Consider the following 19,317-nt stretch of genomic DNA (forward strand, 5'->3'; position numbering starts at 1 on the left):
AAGTGGTTTACACTAGTGTAAACCACTTTTACAGACTAATTTTTAAGATTATTTAACTTCTAGAAGACCAATATCTCCGTCTTCACGACGATAAATAACATTTGTTGTTTCATCTTCAACATCTACATAGATAAAGAAGTCATGTCCCAATAAATCCATCTGTAAGATAGCTTCTTCCAAATCCATTGGTTTCAAATCAATTTGTTTTGAACGAACAACTTTTGGTTGTGCTACATCTAAGTCCTCAACTAAAGCATCTGTAAAGAGTTGACTTGTAGATACTTTATTTCTGTTCTTACGTTCAATTTTAGTTTTGTTTTTACGAATCTGACGCTCAATCTTATCTGTCACCAAATCAATAGAACCGTACATATCTTGAGAAATATCTTCTGCACGAAGAGTAATAGATCCAAGCGGAATGGTTACTTCTACTTTAGCAGTCTTTTCACGGTAAACTTTCAAGTTAACTCGCGCATCCAATTCTTGGTCTGCTTGGAAGTATTTTTCGATCTTTTCGAGTTTAGAAACTACATAATCACGAATTGCTTCTGTTACTTCTAGGTTTTCACCACGGATACTATATTTAATCATATAAGTACCTTCTTTCTAAACATATTTGTTTTTCTAATTACATTATAACGCTTTCATATTTTTTTTGCAAACTTTTTCCTCATCTTGCGAGGGAAAAAGTTTTAATATTCTGACAACCAGCCTCTAATAGCATACTTTTAAGACGATTCAAGGTAGTTCCAGTTGTATAGATATCATCAAATAGTAAGATATTCTCTGGAAGCTTCACTCCATCTTTCAACAAAAAGGGAAATACTGTAAGTAAACGATCTGATCGATTTTTTGAAGAACTAGCTTCAACTTCGTTTTTAATCAAAATATCAAGATATGATAACCCAGTATCCTTTATCAAACCCTCAACTTGATTAAAGCCTCTGCTTTTAAAACGCTGGCCACTCAGAGGAACAATCACAATCTGATAGTCCTTATACTTCTTTAACTCTTTTTGTAATATATCAGAAAATACCTTTCTAAGAAGATAATCACCATCAAATTTATAGCGACTAAAATACTCTTTCATGGCCTGATTATAGGAATAAAGAGCTACATGATCAACCTTTACACCTTTTTTACACCAAAATTGACAATCTTGACAGATGATTGACATTCCTTTTTTAAAACAACTAGGACAATGATTACCACCAATGCTCTCGAAAGACGAAATACAGGATTCACATACTAGTTCCTCCTCCTTTTTAAAACAGAGCAGGTTAGTAAAGCTTACCTCTGTTTGCAAGCTTTTAGCACACAATAAACACTTCATACTCCTGCCTCCTGATTCATTTGTTTAATCTCCTTTATGGCTCTCTTAATAGACTGATTGAGTCCGTCATGGAAAAATATAAGTTCTCCAGTAGGACGATCCATGCTTCTTCCAACTCGCCCACCAATTTGTACTAAACTTGACTTGGTAAAGAGTTGATGATTGGCTTCCACCACAAAAACATCTACACGAGGGAAGGTAACTCCACGCTCTAATATAGTTGTGCTTACTAATATCGTCAACTCTCCATCTCGAAAGGCTTGTACCTGCTCTAATCGGTCTTCCGTGATTGAGGATACAAAGCCTATTTTCTCATTTGGAAATTTCTCCTGCAATATTTCTTTTAGCTTTTCTCCCTTTTTTATTTCAGATGCGAAGATTAATAAGGGATATGCCGTCTTTCTCTGTTTCTCAATGTAAAGTTTTAATTTTGGAGGTAAGCCATTTTTTTCTAAATATCTATTAAAATGCGATAACCAGATTGGCTTGGGAACAATGAGAGGATTTCCATGAAAGCGACGTGGCAAACTGAGACGCTTTAACTCCCCTTGTTTAACTTTTCTGTCTAACTCATCTGTTGACGTTGCTGTTAAAAATATTCTCAATCCATTTTCCTTTACACAATTGTTGACTGCATGGTAAAGCACTGGATTATCAACATAAGGAAAGGCATCCACTTCATCCACAATCAATAAATCAAAAGCTTGATAAAATTTTAATAGTTGGTGAGTGGTTGCTACAACTAAAGGTGTACGAAAATAGGGATCCGATTCCCCATGTAGTAGTGCAATCTCACATGCAAAATCATTTTGTAATCGTTTATGGAGCTCTAGGCAAACATCAATTCGTGGACTGGCCAGACAAACAGCTCCACCCTGATTTATCACCTTAGCGACAACTTTGTAGATCATCTCTGTCTTACCAGCTCCTGTCACTGCATGTACCAAGGTGGCCTCCTTCTTATCTACCGCCTGAAGGAGTCCTTGTGATACCCGCTCTTGAAATGGAGTCAGTTGACCTGACCATTTGAGTACATCTTGCTTGGGAAAACATTCTTGCGGAAAGTAATAGAGTTTTTGATCACTTCTTATTCGCTTCATAATCAAGCATTCTCGACAATAAAAAGCACCAACAGGCAAATGCCATTCTTCTTTTATCTGACTACCACAACGCTGACAATATTGTTGGCCCTTCTCTTTTTTTATGGATGGAATTTGTTTTGCTCGTTGTCTCTCCTCAAGACTTAATTCTTGTTCCGTAAAAAGGCGACCGAGGTAATTTGGATTGACTTTCATATTTCTTTATTCGTAAAATGTAGAACTTTACGCTATTTTTTAGTACAATAAAAATATGGAATATAGAACTATAAAAGAGGACGGTCAAGTCCAAGAAGAAATTAAAAAATCACGCTTTATCTGTCATGCCAAGCGTGTCTATAGTGAAGAAGAGGCTCGTGATTTTATCACAGCTATCAAAAAAGAACACTATAAAGCAACCCACAACTGCTCTGCCTTTATTGTCGGTGAACGTAGTGAAATCAAGCGAACCAGTGATGACGGAGAACCTAGTGGAACTGCTGGTATTCCTATGCTAGGAGTTTTGGAGAATCACAACCTTACTAATGTCTGTGTAGTAGTTACTCGTTATTTTGGTGGTATTAAACTAGGGGCTGGTGGTTTGATACGCGCTTATGCTGGTAGTGTTGCCCTAGCAGTTAAAGAAATTGGCATTATTGAAATCAAAGAGCAGGCAGGGATACAGATTCACATGACCTATGCCCAGTATCAAGAATATGGGAATTTTCTTAAAGAGCATAATCTCATAGAATTAGAGACAAACTTTACAGATCAAGTTGACACTATGATTTTCATTGATAAAGAAAAGAAAGACGGTATCAAGGCTGATCTCATTGAATTTTTCAATGGAAAAGTTACTCTAACTGACAAAGGTTTACGTGAAGTTGAAGCACCTGTAAACCTATCGTAAAGAAAGGAAATATCATATGGCTTTTGGAAGATTAATTCAGGGACTCGCTGGAAACTTCAGTGAGCAAAGTAAAGAAGCTCTTACCAAGGAGTTTGGACAATATTTATTAGAAAATGAAGAAATTCAAAGTGGATATAAACTCATTCGTGACTCAATTATCTTTACAAATATCCGAATCATCTTTACAGATAAACAAGGGGCAACCGGACGGAAGATGTCTATCAAATCAATTTTCCTCATGAACATCGTTAATGTTGAGATGGAAACTGCTGGACTTGGGATTGATGATAGCGAGATTACGATTACTTACTTAGAAAATGCCTTTCTAAAAGCTCATAATGAGCACTTTAACTCTCACAAATTTGAATTTCCAAAGAAAACAGATATCGTACCTCTTTATACTTATCTATTTGAATTAGCTTATCACAATCGTTTAAATATTAACGGTTTGAATCACTGATATAAAGAAATCCTATCACTCCGATAGGATTTCTATATTTTACAAAAGTTAAAGTTAGCGTTATACTAGTAGCATCTTATATAAAGAGGTGCTTATATGGCTATTTATAACAACATCACAGAACTCATCGGTAGAACACCGATTGTTAAATTAAACAACATTGTACCCGAAGGTGCAGCAGATGTTTATGTAAAACTTGAAGCTTTTAACCCAGGATCATCCGTTAAAGACCGCATCGCCCTAAGTATGATTGAAAAAGCAGAACAAGAAGGTAAACTGAAACCAGGTTCTACTATTGTGGAAGCAACAAGTGGAAATACTGGTATCGGACTTTCATGGGTTGGTGCTGCTAAAGGCTATAAAGTTGTTATTGTTATGCCTGAAACCATGAGTGTTGAACGTCGTAAAATTATCCAAGCTTATGGAGCTGAACTAGTCCTCACTCCTGGTAGCGAAGGAATGAAAGGTGCGATTGCAAAAGCGCAGGAAATTGCTGCTGAGCGTGATGGTTTCCTACCATTACAGTTTATTAACCAAGCTAACCCAGAAGTTCACGAAAGAACAACAGGAGCTGAAATTCTAGCTGATTTCGGAGCTGATGGTTTAGATGCCTTTGTTGCTGGTGTTGGTACCGGAGGAACTATTTCAGGTGTTTCTCATGCTCTTAAAACTGCTAACTCAAACATTCAAGTTTTTGCAGTTGAGGCAGACGAGTCAGCTATCTTGTCAGGTGAAAAACCAGGTCCTCACAAAATTCAAGGTATCTCTGCTGGATTCATTCCAGATACACTTGATACAAAAGCTTACGATGGTATCGTTCGTGTGACATCAGATAATGCTCTTGCACTTGGCCGTGAAATCGGTGGAAAAGAAGGTTTCCTTGTTGGAATTTCTTCTGCTGCAGCTATCTATGCAGCAATTGAAGTTGCTAAAAAACTTGGAGCAGGCAAAAAAGTCCTTGCTCTCGCACCAGATAACGGTGAGCGTTACCTATCTACAGCTCTCTATGAGTTTGAAGTATAGTCTCCTAAATACACTAAGCCCTTGTATAGGGCTTTTTGTTTACCTTTTAAAATAAACCTCTGAATCCCCCTCCAACAAAAGAAAAGGAAGCTGATTTGCTTCCTTACTTTTTTATTAGTTATTCAAGGCTGCTGCCATTGTAGCTGCAACTTCTGCTTCAAAGTCGTTTGCAGCTTTTTCGATACCTTCACCAACTTCAAAGCGAGCGAACTCAACTACTGAAGCGTTAACTGATTCAAGGTAAGCTTCAACTGTCTTGCTGTCATCCATGATGTAAACTTGTGCAAGAAGTGTGTAAGCTTGGTCAACTTTAGTGTTGTCAAGCATGAAGCGATCCATTTTACCTGGGATGATTTTATCCCAGATTTTTTCTGGTTTACCTTCTGCAGCCAATTCAGCTTTGATAGCTTCTTCAGCTTGAGCGATTACTTCATCAGTCAATTGAGCTTTAGATCCGTATGCCAAGTGTGGAAGAGCTGGTTTACCAACCATAGCACGGCTTTCATTATCTTGGTCGATAACGTGGTTCAATTGTGCCAACTCATCTTTAACAAATTGCTCATCCAATTCTTTGTATGAAAGAACTGTTGGTTTCATAGCAGCGATGTGCATTGAAATTTGTTTAGCAAGTGCTTCGTCTCCACCTTCGATTACAGAGATAACACCGATACGTCCACCGTTGTGTTGGTATGCTCCGAAGTGTTGTGCATCTGTTTTTTCAATCAAAGCAAAGCGACGGAATGAGATTTTTTCTCCGATAGTCGCTGTTGCAGACACGTAAGCTGCTTCAAGAGTTTCACCTGAAGGCATTGTCAAAGCAAGTGCTTCTTCGTTGTTAGCTGGTTTTCCTTCAGCGATTGCTTTAGCTGTTGCGTTTACCAACTCAACAAATTGAGCGTTTTTCGCAACGAAGTCAGTTTCAGCATTTACTTCAACAACTGCTGCAACGTTACCGTCAACATAAACACCAGTCAAACCTTCTGCAGCAACACGGTCAGCTTTCTTAGCTGCTTTTGCCATACCTTTTTCGCGAAGCAATTCAATCGCTTTTTCGATATCGCCTTCCACTTCAACCAATGCTTTTTTAGCGTCCATAACACCAGCACCAGATTTTTCACGCAACTCTTTAACAAGTTTAGCTGTAATTTCTGCCATTTTGATTCTCCTATATTTTTTAAAAATAGGAGAGCCGGGCTAAGCCCCGCCCTCCTAGGTAATTACTATTTATTATGAATTAAGCGTTGTCGCCTTCTACAACTTCAACGATTTCTTCGATTGAATCTGCTTGAGCTTCTGAAGCTACAAATTCTGCTTCAACTGCTGCAACAGCATCTTCACCTTGGCGACCTTCGATGATAGCGTCTGCCAATTTAGCTGTAATCAACTTAACTGCGCGGATAGCGTCATCGTTAGCTGGGATGATTACATCAATATCGTCTGGATCTGTGTTTGTGTCAACCATCGCTACAACTGGGATTCCCAATTTTTTAGCTTCTTTAACAGCGATTTGCTCTTTATGTGGGTCAACTACGTACATTACATCTGGGATACGAGGCATATCTTCGATACCACCCAAGAATTTTTCAAGACGTGCACGTTGTTTGTTAAGAAGTGCAACTTCTTTCTTAGGAAGAACTTCAAAAGTTCCATCTTCTTCCATACGTTTGATTTCTTTCAAACGAGCGATACGTTTTTGGATTGTTCCCCAGTTTGTAAGAGTTCCACCCAACCAACGGTGGTTGATGAAGTATTGACCTGAACGTACTGCTTCTTCAGCAACTGCGTCAGCTGCTTGTTTCTTAGTACCAACAAACAATACAACTGCATCGTTAGCTGCAGCATCACGCATGAAGTCGTATGCTTGGTCAGCGTATTTTACAGTTTGTTGCAAGTCGATAACGTGGATTCCGTTACGCTCAGTGAAGATGTACTTAGCCATCTTAGGGTTCCAGCGACGAGTTTGGTGACCAAAGTGCACACCAGCCTCAAGAAGTTGTTTCATTGAAATTACTGCCATGAGTATTTCTCCTTTTTGTTTTTTTCCTCTTCTTGATTTCAGCTTGCAAAACGACCCGAAGGCAACAGCTTCACAATTCATCAAGAATGAGTATTATCGTTTACACGACAGGTTACATTATATCATAGTTGAACCTTTTTTTCAAGTAATTGTGCTAGTTTTTCCTTCATAACGTAACTTCCCAACTGAAATTTTAAAAAAATTTATCAACTTTAAATAAAAAGCATCCCAACATAAATTGGTTACTGCTAAATGTGCAATAACTGCTTATGTTGAGACTCAGATAAATACAAAATATTTCGAAATGTTTTGATATGAAAGAATCTACTTTATATTTTTTTATAGCAAGTATCATATCTTCATACTCTATGTTATCGAAAAAACAATTACTAAAGATTAAACTTGCCAATAAGTCTTTGACTTGCTACTTGCTACTTCGAAGTTTCTTACGGATTTTATAGGCTATATTAAACAAGAAATACAATGAGCTAGTTGGGTAATTAAACTCACCAGCAAATTCCTCGATAGTGGGATTAAACTTAGATTTAAAATTAAATAACCCACCCTCTAAGTTGTTTTCAATTCCACCCATATTATGAGTTTCTGCCCCGCGTTCAAATGAATGTTGAGCAGTCTCAAACCATGTTGGAATAGCAGGTTGATAATGTCTAAATTCCTCATTCATTCCAGCATATAAGTTCTCAGAAGTTTTCCCAAATTCGATGGTCAAAGTTCCAGACAATGGAACGACACTGTCCCCTCTATCAATATGACTCTTAAGAAAAGAAATTTCTTCCTCTAATCGTTTTCTTTCTTGCTGATTCTCTTTTATTTTACCTTCTTTCGTTTTATCAGTGAATTTCTGCGCTATTTTAAGATTTTTTTCGAGTTGCTGCTCAACTTCTTTCAGTCTATTAGGTAAATCTAAATAGCTCAGTGTGATAAAGGAATGATCAGGATAAGTAGTCAATAACTTTTGATAATAATCTTTTCCTCGTAAACTGATATTCTTACGAGACTCTGTTTTCTTCATTAAAAATGAAAATTCATCTAATAAATCAAGTCCACCGAATTTCACTTCCAATCCTTTATTTCTTGCAGTTCGGATTGCCTGTCGAGTAGACTTGGACAGTTGATCCAGCGAGAAGTTTTCTTTATGAATATTAGCTTGAAAACGAGGTTGTATGTTTTCTGCCATATCCTTTGTCAATCCTGTCCAATGAACTTTATTTTTTTGCAATTCCTCAACAATTTCAAAAGTTTTAGAATTTTGAATAGTTTTTTGGTCGATCAGACTTCGACTGATAAAAAGGCTTGGATCAAATTTAACCATTATTGCATTGCTTTTTTTAGCAATTTTTTTCAATGTTAAAATCACAAATTTCAGAAGTTCTTTATCTTCATAATTAATAACTGGGCCTCTTGGAATATAGAACATGGAAAATCCTAATGGAAGAGGCTGAATTAAGATATTCGCTACTCCAACTAGTTGATTTTCTTTATAAAATCCAACTCTCTCATTCCCCCAAGTATCCTTTATCTTGGCCCAATCACTACTCTGCAATAAATTCCCTTGAGGATGATTTTCTAAAAATAAATCCCACTCTTGAACATCAACATTCATTTTATAAGTAAACATAATTCCAGTACCAACTCTCTTAAAAACATATTATTTCGTTAGATAAACATACTTATCCTAGCTACATATCCGATAATTTTCATCCCATCTTTAATTCCATAATGACAAAAACATTCTGATGAAAATTTTTTATTAATACTATACAAAGGGTGAGATTAATAAAACCTCACCCTAAATTTCATAATAATTAATATATTAGTTTGGATAAATGTATCTTACAGTACCTCTTGATGCTGTCGGATTAAACCATCCACGATAATTTCCGATTGGTTGGGTTCCACTACCATCATAGTTACATTCAGAAACTTGAATACGAGTTGATGATTCAACTGCTGTAACAACTGCTACATGTCCGTATCCTCCATCATCCCATGAAGCAATTGCTCCAACTTGTGGTGTAGAACCTGTACGGAAACCTGCAGCCGCTGCACTTGCAGCCCATTGACCACCATTTCCCCAGTAATCACCAGCCCATGGAGCCAAAGTCTTAGCACCCCATGTACATTGACCTACAGGGTAACTTGAAGCATTTGAACTATAAGTTGGTCGTTGACTTACAGTAGTTGCTGCAGGTGTGTAGCTTGATTCTTCATCTGATGATGAAGATGATGAAGAACTTGAAGTTGCTTGTACTTGTGCAGCAAAGGTTGTGTTAGCCGAAGCTACAAGTGATTGTTGTTGACTTGCTTGTTTAGCTTTATAAGCTGCCTCTGCCTCTGCTGCTGCTTTGGCTTCTGCCTCTGCTGCTGCTTTTTTCTCTAGCAAGCTAGCTTTTTCGTTTTCTGCTGTAGCTTTTTCAGCTGCAAGATTTAACTCAGCTACTTTCAATTCTGCTTGTTTTGTCGTCAAAGCTTGAGCATCGTCAGCAAGCGTTTGTTGGTTAGCAATGACAGTATTGATTGCTTCGTTGTTTGCAACTTGTTTTTCAGAAATAGCTTTCTTATCTTCTTTTTGTTGCTGCAACATTTTATTGTTTGCTGATACGATTTCACTCATAGCTGCTACACGAGAAATAGCTTCTGTAATTGAGTCAGAGTTAATAATCGTATTGATGTAACTTGTAGCAGTTCCGTTCGTTTGTGCACTACGAGCTTGGTTTTCAAGTGATTCATTACGTGCTACGATATTTTTTGAAAGCTCTGCGATTTCACCTTCAAGTTTTTTAGATTCTTCTTGAAGTTTTTCGTTTTCAGATTGTAATTTTTCTTGCTCTGATTGAATAGCTGAAACTTTAGTTTGAATTTCGTCTACTTGTTTTTGAGCTTCTTTCTGTTGAGCTGTCAAGTTACTAATTTTACTATCTTGAGCAGCAATCTTTTCATCTGTTGTATTTGCTTTAACACTTGAAAGAACAGCTCCTTGTGAGACTAATACTGTACTTAACAAAAGTGATGCTAGGATTTTTTTCTTCATAAGTGTGAATACTCCTTCTTTTAAGACAATACTAGTATATCAAAAAAAGGCCTAATAAATATTACGCCTTTATTACAGTTTTGTTTCTTTCTTATAGATATATTTTTTCAAAAATAAACTGAAAAATTAACATCCATAGACAGTTTAATATCATTGATGGAACTAGACCATAAACGATAAAAACTGTTATACTTTCAGCAGTTAAGCCAATCATTTGCGCTAGAAGAAAACTGCCAAATTCAAAAGAGAAAGTCATCATTAAAATAGCTAATAGTCTAGTCCATCTATTTGATAAGACGATCGCATTATTTTTATAAATGATTGCACCAATAATCACAAAAAGAAGACTAGCAATACCTACTAAATGGAAAAAATAAATATCGTATATAAGACCAATAAATAAGCAATAAACTAAAAATAGATACTCCGATACTTCAATAGTTTCAAACAACAAGAAGATGAAGATAAAGTGGCTCACAATTTGAAAATGTGGAAAAAAACTATTTACAAACTGCCCTAAATGACTGTCTATTAAGACAACTATAGGCAAGAGTAAAAACATCCCTATCTGCTTCAACAGTCTCATGATGGATTCCCCACTAATTCTACGACTTTTAGGTTCATTGGATCAGCATTGAGTTTGACCATAACTTCTCTTGTTAGATAATCACTACTATGGGTAACTGATACAACCTCTCCTACGGGAATATCTGTTGTTTTAAAGTTACCCAGACCTCCTGTTACTACCTTGTCTCCTTGACTGATATCACTACTACTATTTAACTGGCTTATTTTAAGCAAGTCTTTTTCTTTGTCGTACCCAATGATAATGCCATATATACTAGTAGAACTGTGTTGGATTTTAACGGATATTTTCTCCGTATTTTCCGCGTTGGTCAATAAGTTAACCACAGTAGAGTTATCTTCAACCTTTCCCACGCTTCCAATCAGTCCCCCACCAGCTATAACAAGCATATTGCTTGTCACGCCTTGTTGAGAACCTGCATCAATTGTCAACTCTTGTTTCCAGGTTGCAGGAGTTCTCATGATGACGTCAGAAGCAATTAACTTGGTTGCATTCAATTTTGACTTCATATCCAATAACTGACGTAGTTGCTCATTTTCTTCCTTCAGACTGTCTGCTTCATTCGTTTCCTTCTTCATCTGATAGCGTTCTTTTTTGAGAGTTTCATTCTCGTTATAGGTTCTGGTCAAACGACCTAAATCAGATTTTACGGAAGAAAGCCATTGAAAAGGCTTTTGCACTATTCTATCGACTAATGAAATTCCATCTCCAGCTTTTGTTACAACTGCACTTGATTGTGTTGTCACTAAAAAAACGGATACTACTAATACAACGACAAATAGAACAATGATATATTTTGATTTTTTAAAACGGTTCATACCTCTACCTTATATTACATTCTAAGATTTTAGCAAAAATAGAATTGCACCCAATACACAAACAAATAATAGCGCTATACTATCTCTGTTCATCCAATTTAACTGTCGATACTGACTGCGTCCATTTCCACCTTGATAGCCTCTAGCTTCCATGGCTGTAGCAAGAGAATCCGCTCGTTTCAAACTCGTAGCGAATAAAGGAATCAAAATAGGAATCATAGCCTTAACTTTTTGGATTACATTTCCTTCTCCAAAATCAACACCACGCGCCTTTTGAGCATTCATAATGCGAATCGTATCATCCATCAAGGTTGGTACAAATCGCAAACTCATAGACAACATGAGCCCAATCTCATGAACTGGAACCTTAAATCTTTTTAAAGGTCCAAGCAAGGATTCAACTGCTGTTGCCAGGCTTAGTGGCATGGTGGTCAGAGTAAGCAAGGTTGAGAAAAAGATAATCAACACAAAGCGGCAAAAAATGATTCCAGCCTGCTCAATACCATAGCTTGTGATTTTTATAAATCCCATCTCGAACAAGACGTGACCACCAGAGATAAAGAACAGTTGAAAAAGGGTTGTAAAAGCAATCAGAAAAAACATAGATCGCAAACCTTTTATAAAAAAAGATAAGGGAACTTCTGATAAAACGACAAATATGCCTGTTGCAATGAAGAGTATGAGATTTGTAATTGGATTATTGGCCCAAAAAGCGATAATGATCAATAGAATCATTGCTACTAACTTACTACGAGGATCTAGACGATGAATAATCGAATTTCCTGGTATGTATCGACCTAAAATCATATTATCCATTGATAAACTCCTTAAACTCCTCTATCGTTATCGGCAATTGTTCGAAAGAAATTCCTCTGTCAACTAGCCTTTGAGCAAATCGTGTGATTTTAGGAACACCCAATTGGATTTTTTCCATAAATTCGACATTTTGAAAGACAAGACTTGGCTTCCCACCCTTAACTAGTTTCCCTTTTTCCATCACATAAACTTGGTCAGCAAATTCGGCCACGTCATCCATAAGGTGGGTTACTAAAACAATTGTTATGCCATCTTGATGAAGCTTTTTAAACAAGGCCATCAACTCTTTTCGACCAATTGGATCCAAACCAGCTGTTGGTTCGTCTAAGACCAAAATGCTAGGCTCCATTGCCAAAATCCCAGCAATAGCAACCCTTCTCATCTGGCCACCTGAGAGTTCAAATGGACTTCGTTCAAAGAGTGATTCATCGATTCCTACTAAAGCTAGTTTTTCACGCGCAATAGCTTCTGCCTCTTCTACAGAAACTCCAAAATTTTGAGGGCCAAAAGCCACATCTTTTAGGACAGTTTCCTCAAAAATTTGATTCTCTGCAAACTGAAACACCAACCCAACTTGTTTACGAATTTGACGAATTTGCTTATTGACCGATGTTGGTGTGATCAATGTATCAAAGACACGAACACTTCCCTCTGTGGGAACTAGCAAACCATTTAAAAGCTGCAAAATTGTGGATTTCCCACTTCCTGTATGCCCAATAATAGCAGTATAGGAACCATCTTCTATGGTCAAACTGACATCTGACAAGGCAGCTGAGGCAAAGGGTGTTCCTTCCTGATAAGTATAACTAACATTGTCTAGAATAATTCCCATAAAGCCTCCTCGAGCTCCTCTTCGGACAGATAGTGCTCTGATAATTTCAAGCCACTGGTACGTAGTGATTCTTTTAATCGGTTGACAAAGGGTTGATCTAAGCCAATTTGATCTAAATCTGATCTAGAAAATAACTCTCTAGGAGTGCTAGTTGACTCGATTTCTCCTTTTTTCATCACCAAAACTCTGTCACTCATGGCCACCTCGTCCAAATCATGTGTAATGGAGATGACTGTCATCTGATGATCACGGCGAATCTTCTGGACTATCTTAATCAACTCTAATCGTCCCTCAGGGTCCAACATACTTGTAGCCTCATCCAAGATTAAAATATCTGGTCGCAGAGCAACAACACCTGCAATAGCTACTCTCTGTTTCTGACCTCCTGACAAGCGAGCTGGTTCCTTTTTAGCAAATTCAGCCATCCCAACTAATGATAAAGCTTCAGAAACGCGTTTCTTCATCTCTTCAAGTGGGATTCCTTGATTTTCCAGTCCAAAAGCAACGTCGTCTTCAACAGTTGCTCCTACGAATTGGTTATCAGGATTTTGAAAAACCATACCAATCTTACATCTTTTTTCCCAGACATTTTCTGGAGTTAGGCAATCACCGTCTATCCAAATTTCTCCAGATTCAGCCTCGAGCAAACCATCAATCAAGCGAACTGTCGTTGATTTTCCACTACCATTATGACCAACGATTGACAACCATTCTCCACGTTTCACGTGAAACGTAATGTTATGAACATCATAATGTTCTTGATCTGCCTGATATCGAAAAGACAGGTCTTTTATCTCAATAATCGATTCCATATCTAACGAAAGGTTCCTTTAAACAAATATGCGCTTCCCTTGAAATAATCATAACCAGAATAAACTGTGAAGAACAAGGCAATATAAAGAGTTATCTGACCAAGTACATTCCAGTGAAGTAGCAAGAATATTATCGCAAACATCTGACTAAATGTCTTGATTTTTCCAGGCATAGCAGCAGCTAGAACGGTACCTCCTGTTTCAACTAAGAGCAAGCGCAAACCAGTGACTGCAAGTTCACGGCAGATAATAACTGCTACCACCCAAGCTGGTGCCATCTTTAGACCGACCAACATGATAAAGGCTGACATGACCAATAATTTATCAGCCATTGGATCTGCAAACTTTCCGAAATTACTAACCACTTGCCATTTTCTAGCTAAATAACCATCTAGATAATCAGTGATACTGGCAATAGCAAAAATAACTGCTGCTATTTTATGTAACACTGGAGATGGTCCAACTGATAGAAGGAGAATAAAAATCGGAATAAATAAAATTCTACCAAGCGTAAGCATATTAGGAATATTCTCTTTTTTCATGTTATCCTTCCTTTAGTTTGAACTTAATGTTAGAGTAATCCAACCAGTTTGACCAGTTAATTTTGAAGTGTCAATTTCCTTATTATCAATTTTCACTGACACTCCCTTAACAACACCCAATGTTATGGTTACTGGAGATCCTTTAGAAATGGTTGTTTTAGCTGTTTTATTATTAGGTTCAAGAGTCACTCCTCCTGCTAAATCAGTATCCGAAACACTAATCCAGCTTGTTGCATCTGTAACAGATAATTGAAGCTCCGCAGAATCTTTAGATGTCTTATATTCCACTGATAAAGCATCTCCCTGGCCTGAAACAGTCAAAGTAGTTGCCTCGCTCGAACTTGATGAACTAGTAGCTTGACTACTACTTGATGCTACACTACTAGAGCTACTTGTTGAACTCACAACACTATAAGTTGCTGCAGAAGACGCAGTTGGTTGGGTTTGAATATAATTCCACACATAGTAGGTTACAAAAATTAAAATTGATAAAGAAAAAAGAACAAAGTAAAATAGCGGGAGAAATGAATTTTTCTTTCGATTAGACCGTCTACGTCCTGAAAGTTCAATCTCATCTACATCAACTTCTTCATAAGTAATCATACTTCCCGAATCATAGGCATCTAGAACGATATTTTCATCTAATTCAACAGCCCAAGCATACTTTCTCAAAAATGAACGAGCATAAAAAGTACTCGGTAGTTTATCAAAATCATCTGACTCCATTGCCTCCAACAAATCCAGCTGAATATCTGTCTTTCTGTGCAATTCTTCTAAGCTCAGTCCTTGGTTAATTCTTGCAAGACGTAAGACCTCACCAATTGTTTTTTTTCTCATACTTAACATTCCTTCTTTCTAGTGTATTTTCTAGCGATTATATCGGGAAAATTGTACAATCAACCATATCGCTATTATCTATCAAATCATGTCCTGCTTCTAGAACATCTTCTAAAGTAATTTCCTGCAAAAGTTTAGGAAGGTCAAACAGGGTCGAGCCTGTCTCAGTTGGATGATACTGAGTAGCAATATATTCTAAGGAATCCATACTATGAAGAAATTCCCCATACATCTCAGTTTTTACAATATCCAAATGATCCTCTGTTACATCCTCATCTTTCATAAAATTGCGAATAGCTTTACGAAATTGATGAGAAAGTGCCACAGGTTCCTTTGTATCCATTGTCAACATCGCAAAGTGGAAACGAGGATCCACTTCTATTTCTAGAGATAAAGAAGCATCCAGTTTTCCAGACTCATATAATCTTTGAAATCTTTGTGAAGTCCAACCAAACATCATTGTAAACAACAATTTCAATAAAAGATGATAACGATACTGATCTAGATTTCCAATATCTTTATTTCCTCTAATACCAATCGCTAGTTTTGGAGAAGCCACGTCCATCCGTAAACTTTCAGTAGTCTTTACAGGATGTAAAGGTATTTTTTCTCTCTTAAACTCATGTTCTTTTTCTTGAGGATGAGATTTCTTAGCAAAATAATCTTCAAGGAGTTCAAAATCAAAATTCCCCACTAAAAAGATATTACTATTGACAGGTCTGTAAAACTCTTTAAAGTTCTCTTCTAAATCCTCCAAACAAATAGTATCAATAGAGTTTTCACTACCAACAATATCTGAAGCTAAAGGACTTTCTGGATAGAGATTTGCCAAAGTCTTGAAAAATAGACAAGAATCCGGATCATCCTGATACATCTCTCTTTCCTGTTGAATGATATCCTTTTCGCGCTCCACAGATTCTCCAGTCATATTGAAAGTAGTGACGAGTTCTTCAAGCAAATCTAAGCACTCTAGAACATTTTCAGAGGTCGAGAAAAGATAGCTAGTATTTGTAAAGCTCGTAAAGGCATTACTTTCAGCCCCTAGCTCTGTAAAAGCTGCCATAACATCTCCAGAATCTTCTCTTTCAAAAAGTTTATGTTCTAAGAAATGAGCAATCCCTTGAGGATATTGTTGTAAGCTCTTATCATCTACTGTAAACATTGTGTCAACAGAACCGACTTGGACACTCACAACTCCATAAACCTCGTTAAAATCCTTTTTAGGTAGTAAAGTAACTGTCAAACCATTTTCTAATCTAGTTTGATACAAAGTTTCTTTTACAGCAGGATAATATTTCTTTTGAAAAGTAGGTCTGGTCATTCTGCTCCTTCCATAAAATAAATAGCCTGCAACTTAAAACTATTTGCTGCTTCACAAATCGCTTCTCTATCAACTTGTTCAAGCTTATCGATTAAAGTTTTTGTATCAAGATTCGCTTTCCCAAAAAAAGTTGACAGATAATATTTATCGACAATAGAATCTTGATTATCCTGAGCTAGTAGTAAGGATCGACGAATCATTTGTTTGGTCTGATCAATTTCCTTATCTGTAAACTTGCCATTTTTTATGTCAATCAACTGATGATTCATCAATTTTCTTACTCTATTTCTATTTTGCCGATCGATTCCAGCAAACAATCGTAAAAATCCACTAAAAAGATCCAAATGACTCGATACAGTATAGGCCAGCCCTTCCTTTTCTCGCACTTGGGTAAACAGTTTCGAATGAGGAAAGGCTCCTAAAAGACCATTGACAAGAAGCACTGCCATCTGTGCTTCATCACCATATGCCACTGAACTATGGTAGCCCATCTCTAAAACAGACTGTCCTAATCTCTTTCTAACAATACCTTCTCTAAAAATATTAGAATAGGGTTGCTGATATTGAATGTTTACAGCTGATTTACGACCTACTAAAGGAAATTTATGTAAAAATTCTAAAACTTCAATTTCATTAAAATCACCCAAGAAGAAAATATCTATTTGGTCTTCTTTTAGCATTTTATGATAGCTTGAAAAACATGTTTCTGGAGTCTCTTCTGAAATTCTAGAAATCAAATCTTTAGGAACTAGCTGCATTGATTCTTCTTGGAAAAACAATTGATCTAACTCTTTATGTGCAAAGAAGAATGGGTCTTCCAATTCTGATTCTAGCCTTGATAAGATCTGTTTTTTCTCGATGTCAAAAGCATTTTTCTCAAATCCATCCTCATCCGACAATGGTGTAAACAGAACCTGGTGCAATAATTCTAAAATTTGAGAAGTTAATACGTTTTTCTTACTTAAAAATTCATCACGCACATAGGAAATACTCAAATCCACAAGATGACTTTGTCCTCTTCGATAGGCGTGCGCTGACAAATCAGTTCCATACAAGGTTGCTAAACGTTTTCGAAATAGTTGAGCAGTTGGATAACTTTGGTTGGCAGTTTCAAGCATACTGGCACTTAACATGCGACTTGAAATTGAATCCAAAGACAATGGAGCTGTGAAACGCACAGTAATTTTATTAGTTTTAAATTTTTTTGATTGGATAAAATGCACTGCAATTCCAGGTACTAACTCCATCGCTTACCTCCTTCTACATAGAGTTCTATTATACCATGAAAAGAGAAATTTTTCTTGTTCTCTTTACCCCTTTTAGAATTAAAATCGCTTTCATTTCTAACGAATTTACCTCTGCCATTTCAAGGTAAAATATGGTATAATACCAAAGATTGAGGTGAACTATGGAATACAAATTATTTGAAGAATTTATCACTCTCCAAGCTCTCTTGAAAGAACTTGGTATTATACACAGTGGCGGAGCTATTAAATCCTTTTTAGCTGAGCATCTTGTCTATTTTAATGGGGAATTAGAAAATCGTCGTGGGAAAAAAGTAAGAATCGGAGACTCTATTGACATTCCTGACATGAAAATCCAAATCATTCTGACGCAACCGAGCTTAGAAGAACAGGAAGAATATCTCCAAGAAAAACTTGAGAAAGAACGTGTGGCTAAACTTGTCAAAGAAATGAATAAGACGGTCAAAAAAAAGCCAACAAAAAAGACCCAGAAAGCTGAAACAAAAACTGCACCACGTTTCCCAGGTAGATAAGTATGTGGCTAAAAAACTTATCCATCAAGCAATTTAGAAACTATCAGGATACTGAGATTGAGTTTAATCCTAAATTGAATGTATTTGTTGGTAGAAATGCACAAGGCAAAACCAATCTTCTGGAAAGTATTTACTTTTTAGCTTTAACTAGAAGTCATCGAACAAAGACAGACAAGAATTTAATCCGATTTGAAGAAGAACAACTTCAAGTTTCTGGAATTCTTCAAAAACGAACGACTACTGTTCCACTTGAGATTGACTTAACCCCAAAAGGTCGGATTACTAAAGTCAATCACTTAAAGCAAGCTCGGCTATCTGACTATATTGGACACATGAATGTTGTACTATTTGCACCCGAAGATTTACAACTTGTCAAAGGAGCACCAGCTATCCGACGTAAGTTTATAGATATGGAGCTAGGGCAAATCAAACCCATATACTTGTCAGACTTGTCAAGCTACAACCATGTGCTCAAACAAAGAAATACCTACTTAAAGTCAGCGAATCAGATTGACGAAACCTTTTTATCTGTTCTGGATGACCAGCTAGTAGACTATGGTTGTCGAGTGATGGTCCACAGAGAAGAATTTATCAAAAAAATGGAGTCTTTCGGTCGTAAAAAACACTTTGATATTTCAAACCAATTAGAAGAGTTGTCAATTTGTTATCAACCATCTGTAAACTTTACTGACAAGGAACACCTATCAGAATCTTTTTATGTAGCACTTCAAAAAAGTAGATCAAGAGATTTATTTAAAAAGAATACTGGAGTTGGTCCTCATCGGGATGATATGATTTTCTTAATCAATGGAATGGACGCAAGCTTTGGAAGTCAAGGGCAACATCGTAGTCTCGTTTTATCTATAAAACTTGCAGAAATAGAATTGATGGAGAGTATCACTAAGGAGTCTCCCATTCTTTTGCTTGACGATGTTATGAGTGAACTTGACAATACTCGTCAACTTAAATTATTAGAAACTATATCTCAAAATATTCAAACCTTTATTACAACAACTAGTTTAGAGCATCTTCAAAACTTACCAGATAATCTCAGTATATTTACTGTGAAGAACGGCCAATTATCTGTAAACTGATATTTACATTG

The 19,317-nt window shown here is 36.7% G+C and carries 21 protein-coding genes; 5 read left to right on the forward strand and 16 right to left on the reverse strand.

The genetic code is table 11. The features are described 5' to 3' along the window. Positions 1-48: 48 nt before the first annotated feature. The 3 genes from hpf to HMPREF2728_RS00710 all read right to left on the reverse strand — a co-directional run bounded on the left by hpf (position 49) and on the right by HMPREF2728_RS00710 (position 2,628). On the reverse strand, positions 49-591 hold the full coding sequence (gene hpf, locus HMPREF2728_RS00700) for a ribosome hibernation-promoting factor, HPF/YfiA family (protein WP_045762429.1): 543 nt from the start codon (positions 589-591) through the stop codon (positions 49-51). A 79-nt stretch (positions 592-670) separates the two neighbouring features. Further along, on the reverse strand, positions 671-1,333 hold the full coding sequence (locus HMPREF2728_RS00705; RefSeq protein WP_061863878.1) for a ComF family protein: 663 nt from the start codon (positions 1,331-1,333) through the stop codon (positions 671-673). Next, on the reverse strand, positions 1,330-2,628 hold the full coding sequence (locus HMPREF2728_RS00710; protein ID WP_075226771.1) for an ATP-dependent helicase ComFA: 1,299 nt from the start codon (positions 2,626-2,628) through the stop codon (positions 1,330-1,332). The genes HMPREF2728_RS00705 and HMPREF2728_RS00710 overlap by 4 nt, the downstream gene beginning before the upstream one ends. Before the next feature lie 55 nt (positions 2,629-2,683). Here HMPREF2728_RS00710 and HMPREF2728_RS00715 point away from each other — a divergent pair, with 55 nt between their 5' ends. The 3 genes from HMPREF2728_RS00715 (at position 2,684) to cysK (ending at position 4,802) form a co-directional block, all read left to right on the forward strand. Next, complete coding sequence (locus HMPREF2728_RS00715; RefSeq protein ID WP_075226772.1) at positions 2,684-3,319, forward strand: YigZ family protein; 636 nt, start codon at positions 2,684-2,686, stop codon at positions 3,317-3,319. A gap of 16 nt (positions 3,320-3,335) precedes the next feature. After that, on the forward strand, positions 3,336-3,779 hold the full coding sequence (locus HMPREF2728_RS00720) for a PH domain-containing protein (RefSeq protein ID WP_075226773.1): 444 nt from the start codon (positions 3,336-3,338) through the stop codon (positions 3,777-3,779). A 96-nt stretch (positions 3,780-3,875) separates the two neighbouring features. Further along, a complete protein-coding gene (gene cysK, locus HMPREF2728_RS00725; protein ID WP_075226774.1) occupies positions 3,876-4,802 on the forward strand; it encodes a cysteine synthase A in 927 nt (308 codons plus the stop codon). A gap of 114 nt (positions 4,803-4,916) precedes the next feature. On the opposite strand, the gene tsf is transcribed toward cysK, so the two are convergent. The 13 genes from tsf to yfmF form a co-directional block, all read right to left on the reverse strand. Continuing rightward, positions 4,917-5,957, reverse strand: a complete 1,041-nt coding sequence (gene tsf, locus HMPREF2728_RS00730; protein WP_000808093.1) for a translation elongation factor Ts — start codon at positions 5,955-5,957, stop codon at positions 4,917-4,919. Positions 5,958-6,036: 79 nt separating this feature from the next. Beyond that, complete coding sequence (gene rpsB, locus HMPREF2728_RS00735; RefSeq protein ID WP_075226775.1) at positions 6,037-6,819, reverse strand: 30S ribosomal protein S2; 783 nt, start codon at positions 6,817-6,819, stop codon at positions 6,037-6,039. Positions 6,820-7,243: 424 nt separating this feature from the next. Beyond that, positions 7,244-8,458, reverse strand: coding sequence for an aminoacyltransferase (locus tag HMPREF2728_RS00740; protein WP_075226776.1), 1,215 nt, complete (start codon positions 8,456-8,458; stop codon positions 7,244-7,246). A 195-nt stretch (positions 8,459-8,653) separates the two neighbouring features. After that, positions 8,654-9,871 (reverse strand): peptidoglycan hydrolase PcsB, encoded by a 1,218-nt coding sequence (gene pcsB / locus HMPREF2728_RS00745; RefSeq protein ID WP_075226777.1) that lies wholly within the window; start codon positions 9,869-9,871, stop codon positions 8,654-8,656. A 91-nt stretch (positions 9,872-9,962) separates the two neighbouring features. Continuing rightward, positions 9,963-10,457 (reverse strand): rod shape-determining protein MreD, encoded by a 495-nt coding sequence (gene mreD, locus HMPREF2728_RS00750; RefSeq protein WP_060954963.1) that lies wholly within the window; start codon positions 10,455-10,457, stop codon positions 9,963-9,965. Further along, positions 10,454-11,275 carry a rod shape-determining protein MreC gene (mreC, locus tag HMPREF2728_RS00755; RefSeq protein ID WP_075226778.1) on the reverse strand — a complete coding sequence of 274 codons (822 nt, stop codon included), beginning with the start codon at positions 11,273-11,275 and terminating at the stop codon, positions 10,454-10,456. The genes mreD and mreC overlap by 4 nt, the downstream gene beginning before the upstream one ends. A gap of 21 nt (positions 11,276-11,296) precedes the next feature. Then, complete coding sequence (locus HMPREF2728_RS00760) at positions 11,297-12,091, reverse strand: energy-coupling factor transporter transmembrane component T family protein (RefSeq protein ID WP_000369587.1); 795 nt, start codon at positions 12,089-12,091, stop codon at positions 11,297-11,299. Then, a complete protein-coding gene (locus tag HMPREF2728_RS00765; RefSeq protein WP_060954966.1) occupies positions 12,084-12,923 on the reverse strand; it encodes an energy-coupling factor transporter ATPase in 840 nt (279 codons plus the stop codon). Before HMPREF2728_RS00765 ends, HMPREF2728_RS00760 begins: the two co-directional genes overlap by 8 nt. Next, positions 12,908-13,735 carry an energy-coupling factor ABC transporter ATP-binding protein gene (locus HMPREF2728_RS00770; RefSeq protein ID WP_075226779.1) on the reverse strand — a complete coding sequence of 276 codons (828 nt, stop codon included), beginning with the start codon at positions 13,733-13,735 and terminating at the stop codon, positions 12,908-12,910. The genes HMPREF2728_RS00765 and HMPREF2728_RS00770 overlap by 16 nt, the downstream gene beginning before the upstream one ends. Positions 13,736-13,737: 2 nt before the next feature. Then, positions 13,738-14,277 (reverse strand): CDP-diacylglycerol--glycerol-3-phosphate 3-phosphatidyltransferase, encoded by a 540-nt coding sequence (gene pgsA, locus HMPREF2728_RS00775; protein WP_049530373.1) that lies wholly within the window; start codon positions 14,275-14,277, stop codon positions 13,738-13,740. A 12-nt stretch (positions 14,278-14,289) separates the two neighbouring features. Next, positions 14,290-15,114 carry a cytoskeleton protein RodZ gene (gene rodZ, locus HMPREF2728_RS00780; RefSeq protein WP_075226780.1) on the reverse strand — a complete coding sequence of 275 codons (825 nt, stop codon included), beginning with the start codon at positions 15,112-15,114 and terminating at the stop codon, positions 14,290-14,292. Between the two features lie 37 nt (positions 15,115-15,151). Then, positions 15,152-16,435, reverse strand: a complete 1,284-nt coding sequence (gene yfmH / locus HMPREF2728_RS00785) for an EF-P 5-aminopentanol modification-associated protein YfmH (RefSeq protein WP_075226781.1) — start codon at positions 16,433-16,435, stop codon at positions 15,152-15,154. Next, on the reverse strand, positions 16,432-17,682 hold the full coding sequence (yfmF, locus tag HMPREF2728_RS00790) for an EF-P 5-aminopentanol modification-associated protein YfmF (RefSeq protein WP_075226782.1): 1,251 nt from the start codon (positions 17,680-17,682) through the stop codon (positions 16,432-16,434). Before yfmF ends, yfmH begins: the two co-directional genes overlap by 4 nt. Before the next feature lie 161 nt (positions 17,683-17,843). Here yfmF and yaaA point away from each other — a divergent pair, with 161 nt between their 5' ends. Next, positions 17,844-18,212 carry a S4 domain-containing protein YaaA gene (yaaA, locus tag HMPREF2728_RS00795; RefSeq protein ID WP_000455870.1) on the forward strand — a complete coding sequence of 123 codons (369 nt, stop codon included), beginning with the start codon at positions 17,844-17,846 and terminating at the stop codon, positions 18,210-18,212. 2 nt (positions 18,213-18,214) lie between these two features. Beyond that, positions 18,215-19,306: a DNA replication/repair protein RecF gene (recF, locus tag HMPREF2728_RS00800; RefSeq protein WP_075226783.1), complete on the forward strand. Its 1,092-nt coding sequence runs from the start codon at positions 18,215-18,217 to the stop codon at positions 19,304-19,306. Positions 19,307-19,317: the final 11 nt, after the last annotated feature.

Origin of the sequence: Streptococcus sp. HMSC061D10 (genome assembly GCF_001808865.1) — a bacterium.
Classification (GTDB): Bacteria; Bacillota; Bacilli; order Lactobacillales; family Streptococcaceae; genus Streptococcus.

Excerpts from the sequence above, each read along its gene's own strand:
- HMPREF2728_RS00770 (WP_075226779.1), bottom strand. The coding sequence starts at position 13,735 with ATGGAATCGATTATTGAGATAAAAGACCTGTCTTTTCGATATCAGGCA.
- mreC (WP_075226778.1), bottom strand. The coding sequence starts at position 11,275 with ATGAACCGTTTTAAAAAATCAAAATATATCATTGTTCTATTTGTCGTT.
- recF (WP_075226783.1), top strand. The coding sequence starts at position 18,215 with ATGTGGCTAAAAAACTTATCCATCAAGCAATTTAGAAACTATCAGGAT.
- HMPREF2728_RS00760 (WP_000369587.1), bottom strand. The coding sequence starts at position 12,091 with ATGGATAATATGATTTTAGGTCGATACATACCAGGAAATTCGATTATT.
- HMPREF2728_RS00765 (WP_060954966.1), bottom strand. The coding sequence starts at position 12,923 with ATGGGAATTATTCTAGACAATGTTAGTTATACTTATCAGGAAGGAACA.
- rodZ (WP_075226780.1), bottom strand. The coding sequence starts at position 15,114 with ATGAGAAAAAAAACAATTGGTGAGGTCTTACGTCTTGCAAGAATTAAC.
- pcsB (WP_075226777.1), bottom strand. The coding sequence starts at position 9,871 with ATGAAGAAAAAAATCCTAGCATCACTTTTGTTAAGTACAGTATTAGTC.
- cysK (WP_075226774.1), top strand. The coding sequence starts at position 3,876 with ATGGCTATTTATAACAACATCACAGAACTCATCGGTAGAACACCGATT.
- HMPREF2728_RS00740 (WP_075226776.1), bottom strand. The coding sequence starts at position 8,458 with ATGTTTACTTATAAAATGAATGTTGATGTTCAAGAGTGGGATTTATTT.
- mreD (WP_060954963.1), bottom strand. The coding sequence starts at position 10,457 with ATGAGACTGTTGAAGCAGATAGGGATGTTTTTACTCTTGCCTATAGTT.
- yfmH (WP_075226781.1), bottom strand. The coding sequence starts at position 16,435 with ATGACCAGACCTACTTTTCAAAAGAAATATTATCCTGCTGTAAAAGAA.
- HMPREF2728_RS00715 (WP_075226772.1), top strand. The coding sequence starts at position 2,684 with ATGGAATATAGAACTATAAAAGAGGACGGTCAAGTCCAAGAAGAAATT.
- yaaA (WP_000455870.1), top strand. The coding sequence starts at position 17,844 with ATGGAATACAAATTATTTGAAGAATTTATCACTCTCCAAGCTCTCTTG.
- yfmF (WP_075226782.1), bottom strand. The coding sequence starts at position 17,682 with ATGGAGTTAGTACCTGGAATTGCAGTGCATTTTATCCAATCAAAAAAA.
- rpsB (WP_075226775.1), bottom strand. The coding sequence starts at position 6,819 with ATGGCAGTAATTTCAATGAAACAACTTCTTGAGGCTGGTGTGCACTTT.
- HMPREF2728_RS00705 (WP_061863878.1), bottom strand. The coding sequence starts at position 1,333 with ATGAAGTGTTTATTGTGTGCTAAAAGCTTGCAAACAGAGGTAAGCTTT.
- hpf (WP_045762429.1), bottom strand. The coding sequence starts at position 591 with ATGATTAAATATAGTATCCGTGGTGAAAACCTAGAAGTAACAGAAGCA.
- tsf (WP_000808093.1), bottom strand. The coding sequence starts at position 5,957 with ATGGCAGAAATTACAGCTAAACTTGTTAAAGAGTTGCGTGAAAAATCT.
- HMPREF2728_RS00710 (WP_075226771.1), bottom strand. The coding sequence starts at position 2,628 with ATGAAAGTCAATCCAAATTACCTCGGTCGCCTTTTTACGGAACAAGAA.
- pgsA (WP_049530373.1), bottom strand. The coding sequence starts at position 14,277 with ATGAAAAAAGAGAATATTCCTAATATGCTTACGCTTGGTAGAATTTTA.
- HMPREF2728_RS00720 (WP_075226773.1), top strand. The coding sequence starts at position 3,336 with ATGGCTTTTGGAAGATTAATTCAGGGACTCGCTGGAAACTTCAGTGAG.